General features: G+C 72.6%; 10 protein-coding genes and 1 pseudogene. 8 read left to right on the top strand and 3 right to left on the bottom strand.

Annotated features, from left to right (window positions below; all coding sequences use genetic code 11):
* Nucleotides 1-48 precede the first annotated feature (48 nt).
* From MTQ10_RS19630 to MTQ10_RS19640, 3 genes and pseudogenes are all read left to right on the top strand, one after another.
* Nucleotides 49-558, top strand: a pseudogene (locus tag MTQ10_RS19630) (DUF4937 domain-containing protein); the annotation flags it as partial.
* A gap of 127 nt (nucleotides 559-685) precedes the next feature.
* On the top strand, nucleotides 686-1345 hold the full coding sequence (locus tag MTQ10_RS19635) for a histidine phosphatase family protein (RefSeq protein WP_247469860.1): 660 nt from the start codon (nucleotides 686-688) through the stop codon (nucleotides 1343-1345).
* Nucleotides 1346-1425: 80 nt separating this feature from the next.
* Nucleotides 1426-2331: an ADP-ribosylglycohydrolase family protein gene (locus MTQ10_RS19640; RefSeq protein WP_247469862.1), complete on the top strand. Its 906-nt coding sequence runs from the start codon at nucleotides 1426-1428 to the stop codon at nucleotides 2329-2331.
* Between the two features lie 391 nt (nucleotides 2332-2722).
* On the opposite strand, the gene MTQ10_RS19645 is transcribed toward MTQ10_RS19640, so the two are convergent.
* Nucleotides 2723-4270 carry an MFS transporter gene (locus MTQ10_RS19645; RefSeq protein ID WP_247469864.1) on the bottom strand — a complete coding sequence of 516 codons (1548 nt, stop codon included), beginning with the start codon at nucleotides 4268-4270 and terminating at the stop codon, nucleotides 2723-2725.
* A gap of 211 nt (nucleotides 4271-4481) precedes the next feature.
* Here MTQ10_RS19645 and MTQ10_RS19650 point away from each other — a divergent pair, with 211 nt between their 5' ends.
* The 3 genes from MTQ10_RS19650 to MTQ10_RS19660 all read left to right on the top strand — a co-directional run bounded on the left by MTQ10_RS19650 (nucleotide 4482) and on the right by MTQ10_RS19660 (nucleotide 6494).
* A complete protein-coding gene (locus MTQ10_RS19650; protein WP_247469867.1) occupies nucleotides 4482-5105 on the top strand; it encodes a TetR/AcrR family transcriptional regulator in 624 nt (207 codons plus the stop codon).
* 81 nt (nucleotides 5106-5186) lie between these two features.
* Nucleotides 5187-5888: a ribonuclease HII gene (locus MTQ10_RS19655; protein ID WP_247469869.1), complete on the top strand. Its 702-nt coding sequence runs from the start codon at nucleotides 5187-5189 to the stop codon at nucleotides 5886-5888.
* Nucleotides 5889-6113: 225 nt separating this feature from the next.
* Nucleotides 6114-6494, top strand: a complete 381-nt coding sequence (locus MTQ10_RS19660) for a hypothetical protein (protein ID WP_247469878.1) — start codon at nucleotides 6114-6116, stop codon at nucleotides 6492-6494.
* Nucleotides 6495-6975: 481 nt separating this feature from the next.
* Here the strand turns inward: MTQ10_RS19660 and MTQ10_RS19665 are convergent, their stop codons facing one another.
* A complete protein-coding gene (locus tag MTQ10_RS19665) occupies nucleotides 6976-7596 on the bottom strand; it encodes a hypothetical protein (protein ID WP_247469870.1) in 621 nt (206 codons plus the stop codon).
* Between the two features lie 594 nt (nucleotides 7597-8190).
* Between MTQ10_RS19665 and MTQ10_RS19670 the strand changes: the two genes are divergently transcribed.
* Nucleotides 8191-10350 (top strand): RecQ family ATP-dependent DNA helicase, encoded by a 2160-nt coding sequence (locus MTQ10_RS19670; protein ID WP_247469872.1) that lies wholly within the window; start codon nucleotides 8191-8193, stop codon nucleotides 10348-10350.
* Nucleotides 10351-10473: 123 nt separating this feature from the next.
* Here MTQ10_RS19670 and MTQ10_RS19675 read toward each other — a convergent pair whose 3' ends face one another.
* Nucleotides 10474-10878: a hypothetical protein gene (locus MTQ10_RS19675; protein WP_247469874.1), complete on the bottom strand. Its 405-nt coding sequence runs from the start codon at nucleotides 10876-10878 to the stop codon at nucleotides 10474-10476.
* Nucleotides 10879-11122: 244 nt separating this feature from the next.
* Here MTQ10_RS19675 and MTQ10_RS19680 point away from each other — a divergent pair, with 244 nt between their 5' ends.
* On the top strand, nucleotides 11123-12943 hold the full coding sequence (locus MTQ10_RS19680) for a DUF4192 domain-containing protein (RefSeq protein ID WP_247469876.1): 1821 nt from the start codon (nucleotides 11123-11125) through the stop codon (nucleotides 12941-12943).
* Nucleotides 12944-13672 lie beyond the last annotated feature (729 nt).

A 13672-nucleotide genomic window follows, 5' to 3' on the forward strand; every position in this document is an offset into this window, starting at 1 on the left:
AGATGCAGCGTAGTCTCGTGGGCTCGGATATGGTTATAAGAGACAGTTCGGGGGCAGGGCGGAGGGTGGAGCAGGGAGCGGCCCTCTGTGGCGAACATCTTCGCCTTCTGGGAGAGCCGTGCCTTCTACGACTCCTTCATGGCCCGCTCCCACGACCGGCTGGCCGCGGCACAGGCCGGCACGTTCAAGGACGCTCAGGTGAGACTGTTCGACTACCGCTTCGACGTGAAGACGGGCTTCGAGCCGCGCTTCACCGACGCGGACCTGATCAGGGTCGCGCTGTGCCGGGTCCACGAGGAGCGGGTCGAGCACTTCACCCTGATGCAGGAGAAGGTGTGGAACCCGGCGATGGCCGGCTCCCCGGGCATGATCCGCGGACTGTTCGCGGAGGCCCCCGGCCATGAGTTCCTGGTGCTGTCCATGTGGCGGTCGGCCGCCGAGCACGGCAAGTACCGCATCGAGCGGGTGGAGCGGCTCGCCCTGCGTGCCCAGACCGAGGCGGACGTGGCCTCCCTTTCGGGTGAGATCGTCGAGCTGGAGCCGTCCTGGACGGTGTGACCGGGCCGTGTCCGCGCGCTCGCCCGGCCTCCCCCGGAGCGCGCCGGGCGGCGTCCACCGTGTGACGTACGCCGTATGGAGCCCGTACGAGTGCTCGACCGGGCGTCACCCGATCTAGGGTTTCGGCATGGCACGACCACGGCGCATCGTCCTTGTCCGGCACGGGGAATCAACGGGCAATGTTGATGACACCGTCTACGAACGCGAACCCGACCACGCTCTGGCACTGACCGAGCGGGGCTGGCGGCAGGCCGAGGAGACCGGCAAGACGCTGCGCGAGCTGTTCGGCCGCGAACGCGTCAGCGTGTACGTCTCCCCGTACCGCCGCACCCACGAGACCCTGAAGGCCTTCCATCTCGACCCCGAGCTGATACGCGTGCGCGAGGAGCCGCGGCTGCGCGAGCAGGACTGGGGGAACTGGCAGGACCGCGACGACGTACGCCTCCAGAAGGCCTACCGGGACGCCTACGGCCACTTCTTCTACCGCTTCGCCCAGGGCGAGTCCGGCGCCGACGTCTACGACCGCGTCGGCAACTTCCTGGAGAGCCTCTTCCGCAGCTTCGAGGCCCCCGACCACCCGCCGAACGTCCTCCTCGTCACGCACGGCCTGGCCATGCGGCTGTTCTGCATGCGCTGGTTCCACTGGACCGTCGCGGAGTTCGAGTCCCTGTCCAACCCCGGGAACGCCGAGATGCGGATGCTCGTTCTCGGGGACGACGGCAAGTACACCCTGGACCGGCCCTTCGACCGCTGGCGCGACCCCGAGCCGTACGGGATCTCCGGGTGAGCCCGGAGCAGGGCGCGCGGCCCGCCGGCAGGTGCCGGACAGGTGGCGACACAAGAGTGACGAATTGGAGTGGCAGGGCGATGACCGCTGATTCCTCCTCCGAGGGGCGCCTGGAGCGCGCCCTCGCCGCCCTGCGCGGACTGTCCCTGGGGGACGCGCTGGGCTCCCAGTTCTTCGTCCCGGTGAACTACCCCCTGCTCAAGCGCCGCGAGCTGCCCGACGGCCCCTGGCAGTGGACCGACGACACGGAGATGGCCTGCTCCGTCGTCGCCGTGCTCGCCGCCCACCACCGGATCGACCAGGACGCCCTGGCCCGCTCCTTCGCCGACCACCACGACTTCGACCGCGGGTACGGGCCCGCCGTCAACAGACTGCTGCGCCTGGTCCGTGAGGGCGGCGACTGGCGTGAACTGTCCGCGGCCCTGTTCAACGGACAGGGCTCGTGGGGCAACGGCGCGGCGATGCGGATCGCCCCGCTCGGCGCCTGGTACGCCGACGACCCGGAGCAGGCCACCCACCAGGCCGAGATCTCCGCCTACCCCACCCACCAGCACCGCGAGGCGGTCGTCGGCGCCATGGCCGTGGCCGCCGCGGCGTCCCTGGCCGCCGCGCCCGGCGGGCCGCCCGGCCCGGAGGCCCTGCTCGACGGGGTGATCTCCCTCGTCCCGAAGAGCGCCGTCGGTGCCGGACTGCGCCGCGCCCGAGACATGCTCGACTACGGCGATGCGGCGACCGTGGCGGCGGTGCTGGGCTGCGGGCGTCGTACGACGGCTCACGACACGGTGCCGTTCGCGCTCTGGTCGGCGGCGCGCGCCCTCGGCGACTTCGAGACCGCTTTCTGGACGACCGCGCAGGTCGGCGGCGACGTAGACACCACCTGCGCCATCGTGGGCGGTGTGCTCGCCGCGGGGAAGGCGGGGGTGCCTCCCGCGGAGTGGCTGGAGCGCACCGAGCCGCTGCCGGAGTGGGTGCCCGGGGTGGCCTGAGAGGTACGGCACCGGTCGCCCGGTCGATCGGAACTGTCCGTGTCCGCCGGGAACTCTCTGTGACTGCCGCGCGTTGTCGGTGTGTCCGGGGTCCGGGCTCCGCCGAGCGGTGTGGGCCCGGCGGAGCGGAGTGAGACGCTGCGCTCGATGCCGGCCGGGAGGCCGGTCCGGGCGCTGCGGGTTCTCCGGGCGTGACGACAGGGGGTGAGGTGCGGTGCCGAGCGGATGCGGGGCGTCGGCCTGTGCCCGTTTCCCGGCCGGCGGGGCCGGTCGGGCGGGGCCGGTGGTTCCTTCGCGTACGGCGGTGTCTGCGCCGGACGCGGGCTGTGCGGTGGTCCGTTCCGGCCGGGCGGGGGCGGCTGCGCTGCCGGGTCCGCCCGGTCCGGGGGGTTCAGCCGATCGCGGGACCGGCCGTCCCCGACAGGGCTTCCAGGTCGCTCTTGCGGACCCGGATGATCAGCCCGGCCGTGAGCAGGGCCAGGACGGTCATCGCGGCGGCCGCGATGAAGCCCATCGAGATGCCCTGCGCGAGGACCTCGTGCCCCCACGGCGCGGGAAGCTGGTGCGTCTTGGCGAACTCGGCCTTCTGCTCGGCCGAGCCGTCCGCGAGGAAGTCCGGCAGCTGCTTCTCGGCCTCGTTCCTGCTGGCCGTGCCGAACACCGTCGTGAGGATGGACAGACCGAGCGAGCCGCCCACCTGCTGGGTGGTGTTGAGCAGACCGGAGGCCGCACCGGCCTCGTGGTGCGCGACGCCGGAGACCGCCGTGACGGTGAGGGTGACGAAGTTCAGGCCCATGCCGAAGCCGAAGATCAGCATCGGCCCGAGCACCCCGCCGACGTACGTGCTGTCGGAGCTGAGCAGGGACTGCCAGCCGAGCCCGATCAGCGCCAGCGTCGAACCGACGACCATGAACGGTTTCGGCCCGAGCACCGGCAGGAACCGCTGCGACAGACCGGCACCGACAGCGATCACGACCGTGACCGGAAGGAAGGCGAGCCCGGCCTCGATCGGGCTGTAACCGAGCACGTTCTGCACGAACAGCACGATGTAGAAGAACATCCCGAACATCGCCGCGGCGAGACTCAGCATGATCACGTACGTGCCCGCGCGATTGCGGTCGGCGAACATCCGCAGCGGTGTGATCGGCTCCTTGGCGCGCGACTCGATGAAGACGAACGCGAGCAGCAGAACCACGGCCGCCGCGAAGGACCCGACGGTCAGGTCGTCGCGCCAGCCTTCGTCGGCCGCGCGGATGAACCCGTAGACCAGCAGTGCCATACCGGCCGTCGAGGTGGCGGCGCCCGCGATGTCGAACCGGCCGGTGTGGCGTTCCGACTCGTTGATGTAGAGCGGGGTGAGCACGGCGATCAGCACACCGATCGGCACGTTCACGAAGAGCACCCAGCGCCAGTCCAGCCACTCGGTGAGCATGCCGCCGGCGAGCAGGCCTATCGCGCCGCCGCCGGCCGAGACCGCGGCGAACACACCGAAGGCCCGGTTCCTCTCCGGGCCCTCCGGGAAGGTGGTGGTGACGAGTGCGAGCGCCGTCGGCGAGGCGATCGCACCGCCCATGCCTTGCAGTACCCGGGCGGCCAGCAGCTGCCAGGGCTCCTGCGCCAGCCCGCCGAGCAGGGAGGCGGCGGTGAACAGCAGGATGCCGGTCATGAACACCCGGCGGCGGCCGAGGATGTCGCCGGCCCGGCCGCCGAGCAGGAGCAGACCGCCGAAGGTGAGCGTGTAGGCGCTGACGACCCAGGTGAGGTCCGTGGTGCTGAAGTCGAGCGCCGCTTGAATGTGCGGAAGGGCGATGTTCACAATCGTCGCGTCGAGTACGACCATGAGTTGACAGGCCGCGATGACGGCGAGCGCGATACCGGGACGCCCTTCCCGGCGAGCCGCACCCGGCTTCCTGTCCTGAACGAGATGAGAGGTTGTCACGATGGATCCCCCACGAGTTGCGTAGTGAACGCTCGCGTTCACTGTCTCGGCCACGGTAGTGAGCCGCGTTAGTGAACGCAACCGTTCTCTTCGGCGTGCTGGTCCGGCGTGTCCCCCGCCGCCCTCGCGTCACGGCTGTCACCTGCCGAGATCAAGCCCGGGCGGTCCCGACCCGGAACATCCGCTCACTCTGTCCGCTGGAGACACTCAGATGGTTACTTCGCGCTGGACGCCCGCCCCCGCTCAGGCGGCCTCCCCCCGCCGACGCGGCGCCGTCCTCGAACGCGCGATCCTGGACGCCGCCCTGGAACAGCTCAGCGTCGTCGGCTGGAAAGGCCTGACGATGGAGGGCGTCGCCGCGGGCGCCCAGACCGGCAAGGCGGCCGTCTATCGCCGCTGGCCCTCCAAGGAGGACCTGGTCGCCGACGCGCTGCGGGCCGGGCTGCCCTCCTTCGAGGCGGCGCCGGATCTCGGCAGCGTCCGCGCGGACCTCGTGGCGCTGTGCCGCAGAGCGCGCGACGCCATGTACTCCCGACCCGGCTGTGCACTCCGATCGATCATTCACGAATGCGATCCCGCGCAGGTCGAACGCCTGCATGGCCTCATCGTGGACGGAGTGGTCGAGCCCACCGTCAAACTGCTCAGAGAAGTGCTGGAACGCGGAATCGAGCGAGGAGAGGTGCGGCCGGACGCCATCGACAGCTATGTGCTGGATGCCGCACCCGCCATGATGATGTACCGCTCGAAGATGTGCGGCAGCGAATGGAGTGATCAGGAGATCGACGAGATGATCGACCGGCTGATGCTGCCGCTGCTGCGCCCGGACACCACCTGACCGAGCCTCGCCGCGCCCCGGTACGGACTGCCCGAACCGGGGTGTCGCGCGCCGATCCGGGCGGCGTACGCTGAGGGCGCCATGCCGTACGAAGCACCTACTCACACCGTCGAGCGCTCCCTCCGCGCCACGACCGGAGCGAAGATCATCGCAGGTGTCGACGAGGTGGGGCGCGGTGCCTGGGCCGGACCCGTCACCGTCTGCGCGGCGATCACCGGACTGCGCCGGCCCCCCGAGGGACTCACCGACTCCAAGCTCCTCACCGTCAAACGCCGTTCGGCGCTCGCCGAGACACTCCAGAAGTGGGTGACGTCGTACGCCCTCGGGCACGCCTCCCCCGAGGAGATCGACGACATGGGGATGACAGCAGCCCTGCGGCTCGCCGCCGTCCGCGCGCTGGAAGCCCTGCCGGTCCGCCCGGACGCCGTCATCCTCGACGGCAAGCACGACTATCTGGGCACCCCATGGCGGGTCCGCACGGTGATCAAAGGTGACCGGTCCTGCGTGGCGGTCGCGGCGGCCTCGGTGATCGCCAAGGTCGAACGCGACAAAATGATGGCCGACCTGGGCAGCGAGCATGCACACTTCGGTTTCGCGGACAACGCCGGTTATCCGTCGCCGGTGCACAAGGCCGCACTGGAGGAGTGGGGACCCACCCCTCACCACCGGTTGTCGTGGGCGTATCTTGATGCGCTGCCCCAGTGGCGGCACCTCAAGAAGGCCCGCACCTGGGCGGACGGACGCGTTCCGGAGATCAGTGGCCAGCTCGGCTTCGATTTCTGACCGCCCGCCCGCGCTGACGTGCCACCCGTTCACGTGAGCCGCACCAACGTTTGATAAATATCAGCCCATGCCTCTCATTCCCGAGGAGCCTCAGATTCACGAGAGTGCCCAGGGTCCCCGCGCCACCCCGGCCAGCGGCCGCACCGCGCCGACCCCTCGCCCCGTGACGCCGCACCCAAGCCGGGTCCGAAGAGCACTGGCCCCGCCGCCTCGGCCTCCACTCAGATCCAGCTGATCCCGGCCTCCGTCGAGGGCGCGCTGGACGCGGCCGAGGAAGCCGTCGACCTGCTTCTGGACTCCGGCCGCGCCCCCGGTGACGTCCTCGTCATCACCACCGGCGAACAGCACCCGTGGGCCGCCCACGAGCTTTCCTTCGGTGAGGCCTCCTACTGGGCCCAGCACGACGCACGCGACGACGTCTTCTACGCCGACGCCGCCGTGGCGGGCCGTGCCGCGTCCCGCCCCGTGGTCGTCGTCGCCGTCAACGGCGGCACCGACGAGGCCGCCGCCACCGCCCTCGCACTGGCCCACGCCAAGGCCGACGCCCTGCTGATCGTCTGCGGCGACCCGCAGCAGATCAACTCGGTGCTGGGCGCGGGCGTCTGACCCGTCCCGTCACGCGTGGCCGGGCCTTTCGGGGCGCGCCCGCCGGGATGCCGGTAGCCGCGAGTCCTCCTTGGGGGTCGAAGGGCTGCCGGGCCGGATACGGCGGTGTGCCGGGCGCTCGGCCCGGGCACGGCCGACGCGGCTCCCCTGGGGGCGTACGGCTGGATGTGGGATGTACGGCTGGGGGTGCGGTCCGGAGGCCCGGGTGCCACGGTGTCGTAGGCCCGAATCGCTGGGGGCCGGGTGCCGGGTGGTCGCAGGCCCGGACGACCCACAGGCCGGGGTGTCGGATGCGCGGAGGAGTCTGCGTCGAGCATGGCAGGACCGCCCGTTCCGGTGCCGTACGGTTCGTCCGATGCGGCTCGGCGTCGTGCCTGCCGCGGGCGTCGTGCTGTGCGTGCGGTGGCGTGTGTGCGCCATGAGGCCGGAGGCGAATCGTTTCGGCGGTCGTGTGGTGGCTCGGGTGTGCTGCTGACCGCGCTCAGCGGGCGGCCGCTCGGCGCAGAATCTCCGACGCGGCACCGCCCGTGCGGGGCAGCGGCGGCGGGGTCTGCGCCGCGCCGAACGGCTCGGGCGGGGACTCGGCGTGCGGCCGACGGCCGCCCCGCCCCTCGCCCAGCACCTGCCAGCCGTCCCGGGTCAGCGTGATGTACGCCCCACAGCGCAGCCCGTGCAGGGTGCAGGCGTCACGGAGCCCCCACATCCACGCGCCGTCCTCCTCCGTCCAGTGCGCGTCGCCCTCGCGGCAGTAGAGCAGCACGGCCGTACGGACGGGCGTGCGGCGCCGCAGATCGTGCGGGATGACCCGGCGCAGCTGGGACAGCAGCGCGTTGCGGAACATCCAGCCGTCGGCCGGGGCGGGACGCCGTACGAACGACGCGCTCGCCAGAAGCCGTTCCTCCGGGTCGAGGACGGCCACCACGGCGGTCGCGGGCTTCGGATGGTGGCGGGTGTGCAGCCCGCTGACCACCTCGCGGGGGTTGCGCAGCAGAGGGATTCCGGCAGCGGCCCATTCGGCGGGCTCCAGCAGGCGGCCGGTGGGCGCGGAGGACGGGGACGTCGTCAGGGACGCAGGCGAGGACGAAGCGAATCCGAAGGTCACGTTCCTCCCTTCGGCTACGCGCCCGCACGGCGGGCGGGTCGGATTCGGGAGAGCGCACCACAGCGGAGCCCTGCCTGATGACGGGCGGAGCGCGCGGGGTAGCTGATCTCAATTCTTCCTGGCGAACTGGGATGCGGCAACGAGCAATTGGAGCCGACGACCGGTATGAGGTGGTCGGTGTTGTATATCCCTGCCCGGTGGGACGGCCGGTGATGCGTGCGGCGACAGCACCTGCACGTTCCGTTCCGACGGGGCGCGCATCGCCGCGGCTGTGCCGGCCCGAGGGGTCGCGCGCGAGGGGTCTGTTGTGGCTTCTGGGGCGCGTTTTCCGGCGGACGCTCCCGCTCCGGGGGCGGGCTCGGTCCGCACGCGTCGTTCGGCGAGAGGCGGCGTGCAGGCGTGAGCGGGCGGGTACGCGGCAGGCGTGAGTGACGGGGCGGCCGGCACGGGGTGCCGAAGGAGCTGGGGGTGTCCGAGCGGCTGCGGGGTGCCAAGGGAGCTGCGAGGTACCTGAGGGGCTGAGGACGGGGCAGCGGGGGCGTGCTCGGGGCGCACGATTGGGCGGCGGCCCCCGGTATCGGGTTGCATGGGGTCATGGACGACGTGCAGCTCCGGGCCGAAGCAGATGCCGTACTCGCCGAGCTCGTCGGCGCTCCGGCGGGCGGGGCCAGGCTGCGGGAGGACCAGTGGCAGGCGGTGGCCGCGCTGGTGCGCGAACACCGCAGGGCCCTGGTCGTGCAGCGCACGGGCTGGGGCAAGTCGGCGGTGTACTTCGTCGCCACCGCCCTGCTGCGCCGCCGCGGCGCGGGCCCCACGGTGATCGTCTCGCCGCTGCTCGCCCTGATGCGCAATCAGGTGGAGGCCGCCGAGCGGGCCGGTATCCGGGCCCGCACCATCAACTCGGCCAACCCCGAGGAGTGGGACGCGATCCACGGCGAGATCGAGCGCGGCGACACCGACGTGCTGCTCATCAGCCCGGAACGCCTCAACTCCGTGGACTTCCGCGAGCAGGTGCTGCCCGGCCTCGCCGCGACGACCGGCCTCCTGGTCGTCGACGAGGCTCACTGCATCTCCGACTGGGGTCACGACTTCCGCCCCGACTACCGGCGGCTGCGCACCATGCTCACCGAGCTGAGGCCGGGCGTGCCCGTGCTGGCCACGACGGCGACCGCCAACGCGCGCGTGACGGCGGACGTCGCCGAGCAGCTCGGCACCGGCGGCGGAGAGGCCCTGGTGCTGCGCGGCTCCCTGGAAAGGGAGAGCCTGCGCCTCGGGGTCGTCGAACTGCCGGACGCGGCGCACCGGCTGGCCTGGCTCGCCGAGCACCTGGACGAGCTGCCCGGCTCCGGCATCGTCTACGCCCTGACGGTGGCCGCGGCCGAGGAGGCCACCGCCTTCCTGCGGCAGCGCGGGTTCAGCGTCGCCTCGTACACGGGCCGCACCGAGAACGCGGACCGGCTCCAGGCCGAGCAGGACCTGCTGGAGAACCGGGTCAAGGCGCTGGTGGCGACCTCGGCGCTCGGCATGGGCTTCGACAAGCCGGACCTGGGGTTCGTCGTCCACCTGGGCTCACCGTCGTCGCCGATCGCCTACTACCAGCAGGTGGGGCGCGCGGGACGCGGTGTCGAACACGCGGACGTCCTGCTGCTGCCCGGCAAGGAGGACGAGGCGATCTGGCGCTACTTCGCCGACACGGCCTTCCCTGCCGAGGAACAGGTGCGGCGCACCCTCGCGGCGCTCGCCGAAGCGGGCCGGCCGCTGTCCGTGCCCGCCCTGGAGGCCGTGGTGGATCTGCGGCGCAGCCGACTGGAGACCATGCTCAAGGTGCTCGACGTCGACGGCGCGGTCACCCGCGTCAAGGGCGGCTGGACGGCCACCGGAGCCGACTGGGTCTACGACGCCGACCGCTACGCGCGCGTGGCGCGACAGCGCGCGGCCGAGCAGCAGGCCATGCGGGACTACGTCGCCACGCGCGCGTGCCGGATGGAGTTCCTGCGTCGGCAGCTCGACGACGAGGGCGCCGCCCCGTGCGGGCGCTGCGACAACTGCGCCGGACCCTGGGTGGAGGCCTCCGTCTCCGTGGAGGCCCTGACCGGCGCCGTGAAGGAGCTGGACCGTCCCGGCGTCGAGGTCGAGCCGCGCCGCATGTGGCCGACGGGAATGCCCGCACTCGGCGTCGACCTCAAAGGCCGCATCCCGGCAGGCGAGCAGTGCTCGCCCGGGCGGGCCCTGGGCCGCCTCTCCGACATCGGCTGGGGCAACCGCCTGCGTCCGCTGCTGGCCGACGACGCGCCCGACGGGCCGGTCCCCGACGACGTGCTGCGGGCCGCGGTCGCCGTCCTCGCCGACTGGGCCCGCTCCCCGGGCGGCTGGGCCACGAACGCCGCGGACGCCGCGGCCCGCCCCGTCGGCGTCGTCGCCGTCCCGTCCCTGACCCGGCCGCAACTTGTCGGCTCCCTCGCCCAGGGCATCGCCTCGATCGGGCGGCTGCCCTTCCTGGGCACGCTGTCGTACACCGGCCCTGACGGTGCGCATGCGGCCCGGCGCAGCAACTCCGCCCAGCGCCTCAAGGCCCTCTCCGGTGCCTTCACCGTCCCCGCGGACCTGGCCGAAGCGCTGACGCGCGCCGACGGTCCCGTGCTGCTCGTCGACGACAGCACCGACTCCGGCTGGACCCTCGCCGTCGCCGCCCGGCTGCTGCGCCGGGCGGGCAGCGGGCCGGTCCTGCCGCTGGTTCTCGCCTCGGTGGGGTGAGACGCCGGGGGAGGGCTGCGTCCTGGGCCGTGGGCGCGCGGGGGGCCAGGCCGCAAAGTGTGGGTGCGCGGGGGCCGGCCCGGGCACGTCGGGTCGGCGGACTGTCGGTCCGGTGCCGTCCGACTACGGGAGGTCTGTGCTGGGCCGGCGACGCCAGTCCCATTCGGGATGACGGTCGATCAGCGTGAGGAACCGGCTCGTCGGCACGGTCTCGCCGTGGTTGGTGTCGACCAGACCGTCCACGCCGGGCAGTACCTCGTGGAGGAAGGCCCGGGCCGCGTCCATGGACTGGCACGACACACGGACCGCGTACGGCTCGCCGATCCGGCTCCTGACCTGCTCGAGTTCCTCCGGTGCGAAGTCCGCCAGGATCCCGCCCGACAGGTCGATGGCGTACGAGTACCCGTGCCGGTGCAGCCGTTCGTCACCCGTCCAGGGATCCGGCTCGAGCTGAAGGGAACGGATTCGCGCTTCGAGCGACGGGCGTCGCTCCGCGGAGACAAGGATGATGACGGACGGCCAGGACATGGTCCACCTCCGCGTGCGACCGTATCGAGCGGGTCTCCTCGCGTCGCCGGACTTTCCCGTTGCCGGGCATGGTTCTTCAGCACGGAGACAGGCTTCAGTCGGGGAGTCGGGGAGTCGGGCCGTGGTCGGTAGCGCAGCCGGGGCGGTCGGACGGAGAGCCGGTGGTTGTGCGGATTGACGTGCTCGCGCCCGGAGTTATCCACAGGCTCAAGCGGAAGATTGGAATCCGCGAGATCGTCGGGGCATGACGAACCACGGCGAAACCACTGGATCCTTCGAAAGCGGAGAAACCGCCGGATACCGGAAGGGGGACGACGGCACCAGCTGCTACTACCACCGGCCTGCCGCCGTCGGCCGCCCCGACCCGGCGGAAGCCGACGACCTGCCGGCCCTCCCCGACCCGACCGGCCCCCACCAGGTCACCCTGCGTTCCACGTCCGAACTGGCCGACGCCCTGCCCTACCTGCTCGGTTACCGCCCCGAGGACAGCATCGTCCTCGTCGCGCTCCACCACAGCGAAGGCCGAGGCCGTTTCGGCGGCCGTGCCCGGGTCGGCATCCCACCCCACGCAGACGACTGGGCGGCCGCGGTACGGCAGCTCGCGCACGGCCTCGTCCTGGGCTGCGAACGCCGAGGCGCCCGTCCCGGCCAACTCGTCGCCTACGTCTGCCAGGAGCCCGCTCACGGCGAGACCGGACGGCAGGTCAGGGACCGGCTCGCACCCCTCGTCCACGAGCTGCGCCTGGAATGCGGCCGGCTCGACGTGCCCGTCGTCGAGGCCCTGTGCATCTCGGACGGCCGGTTCTGGTCCTATTGCTGCCACGGTGAGAACTGCTGCCCGCCCGAAGGCGTGCCCATGAGCCTCCCCGGCACCTCCGTGATCGCCGCAGCCGCCGCCTACGCGGGCATCCGGGTCCGCGGCTCCCTCCGCGAGCTACGGGCCCGCCTGCTCCCCGTCGAAGGAATCGCAGCCCTGGAACAGGAGGCCGTCCTCGACAACGCCGACCCGACCCTGACCCGCCGCATGCTCGACGACAACGACCGGGCCCGGGTCGTCGAGGAGACGCTCGTACTCGCCGAGCAGATCATCCAGCGCTACGCCGGAGCCCCGCCCGTCACCGGTGCGACCGCCGAGGACCGTAGCGACGACGACCTGCTGACCCATGACGAGGCCGCCCGGCTCATTCTCGGTCTCCAGGACCGCACCACCCGAGACAAGGCCGCCGGCGAGTGGATGGAAGGCGACGAGGCGGACCCCGCCCTCCGCCTGTGGAGGGCCCTCGCCCGCCGTTGTGTCGGCCCCTACCGGGAGCACGCCGCGGCCCCCCTGACCCTCGCAGGGTGGGTCGCCTGGTCCGTCGGAGACGACGTCGAGGCCAGGGAGGCCTTCGCCATGGCCCTGGGCGCCAACCCCGAGTACCTGTTCGCCCGGCTCCTCCACCAGGCCATCAACCAGGGCATCGACCCGGAATCCGTCCGCCGCTGCCTGCGCCCGCACCGCTGGTCCCGCGCGACAGGTACGGAAACCGAGCCCGCCCTACCGGCCCCGGAAGCAGCACCCGCATCCGACCCGCACCCTGCCTCCGCAGTTCCGCCGGCTCCGGACGTTCTTGAACCTGCCCTGTCCGCCCCACCCGCGCCGGCGGGCTCCACGCCAGGACCGGTCACCGAGCCGGTACCCGGCACGACCCCGGCCATCGGGCAGACGGCCGGCACGGAGACCGGTCCGGCCGCTCACACCACCCCCCGAACCGAGGCGGACTCGGCCGCCGTACCCGCATCCACGCCCGGCGCGGATCGGCCCACGCCCCCGGCCCGCCGCCGACGGCGCTCACACACGCGGCCCCTCGACGAGCCACGCCCCGCTGCCCCGAACGCGCAAGCGCCGGGCCGGTCGGCGCGATCCACGGCACCCGCCTCGCGTCCCACGGCGGACCGCGCGGACGTGACGAGGCCGGCGGGCAGGAACACCGGTCGACGCGCCGCGCGCCGGACCGGCCGACCCCTGCCCACCGGAGCGGACAGCACTGGAGCCATGGCAGGAGACGGCAACGAAGGGACGTGACCTGCCCGGCCTCCCGTCGGCATGACCGACCGCACGACAGCGCGGGACGACGACGGAAGGCGGCGCCATGAGTGTCGCCGAGGCCGCGGACGCGGCACGGCACCCGGCCGGGCACTGCCCGACCACGTACAGGAAGCATGGTGGGCACGTGTGCCGGAGATTCCTTCCTCGGCCCGTGCCCCATGCCCGTCAGCCGGGGCGTCTCCTGCCCTTCCGGGCGCTGGCCCGGGCGCGTTCCCTGTCCTGCCCGGCGCTGGCCCGGGGCGTCTCCTGCCCTTCCGGGCGCTGGCCCGGGGCGTCTCCCGCCCTTCCGGGCGCTGGCCCGGGCGCGTTCCCCGCCCTGCCGGACGCTCGCCCGGGGCGTCCCCGCCGTGTCGGTGCCGGGCGCTCGCCCGGGCCTGGCCGTGCAGGGAGACCGTGCCACCTCGCCGCCGCATCCGTTACGTCCTCCCGTGCGGGAAGCCTCGCGACGGGGCCGGCAGAACCTGGCCCGAACGGTGGGACCGCGCGGGCCAGGGCGTGACCCGGAGGTGGCCCCTCCCGTTCACCTGAGTGGCGGAGCGTCTGTACGCGCGTGCCGCCGCACCGCCGTCCGCCGAAGCCCTCGACCCGGCGCCGGCCACGCCCGAGGCGTGCGGCGCGCCTCCAGGAAGTCACTCATGCACCAGCCCGACCCGACCTCCCTCCAGCGCGACGACCGCACCGGCACCACCCGCCCCACCCCACCAC

Origin of the sequence: Streptomyces sp. XM83C, assembly GCF_023072675.1 — a bacterium.
In the GTDB taxonomy this organism is placed as follows: domain Bacteria; phylum Actinomycetota; class Actinomycetes; order Streptomycetales; family Streptomycetaceae; genus Streptomyces; species Streptomyces thermocoprophilus.

Excerpts from the sequence above, each read along its gene's own strand:
- MTQ10_RS19635 (WP_247469860.1), top strand. The coding sequence starts at position 686 with ATGGCACGACCACGGCGCATCGTCCTTGTCCGGCACGGGGAATCAACG.
- MTQ10_RS19640 (WP_247469862.1), top strand. The coding sequence starts at position 1,426 with ATGACCGCTGATTCCTCCTCCGAGGGGCGCCTGGAGCGCGCCCTCGCC.
- MTQ10_RS19650 (WP_247469867.1), top strand. The coding sequence starts at position 4,482 with ATGGTTACTTCGCGCTGGACGCCCGCCCCCGCTCAGGCGGCCTCCCCC.
- MTQ10_RS19655 (WP_247469869.1), top strand. The coding sequence starts at position 5,187 with ATGCCGTACGAAGCACCTACTCACACCGTCGAGCGCTCCCTCCGCGCC.
- MTQ10_RS19670 (WP_247469872.1), top strand. The coding sequence starts at position 8,191 with ATGGACGACGTGCAGCTCCGGGCCGAAGCAGATGCCGTACTCGCCGAG.
- MTQ10_RS19675 (WP_247469874.1), bottom strand. The coding sequence starts at position 10,878 with ATGTCCTGGCCGTCCGTCATCATCCTTGTCTCCGCGGAGCGACGCCCG.
- MTQ10_RS19680 (WP_247469876.1), top strand. The coding sequence starts at position 11,123 with ATGACGAACCACGGCGAAACCACTGGATCCTTCGAAAGCGGAGAAACC.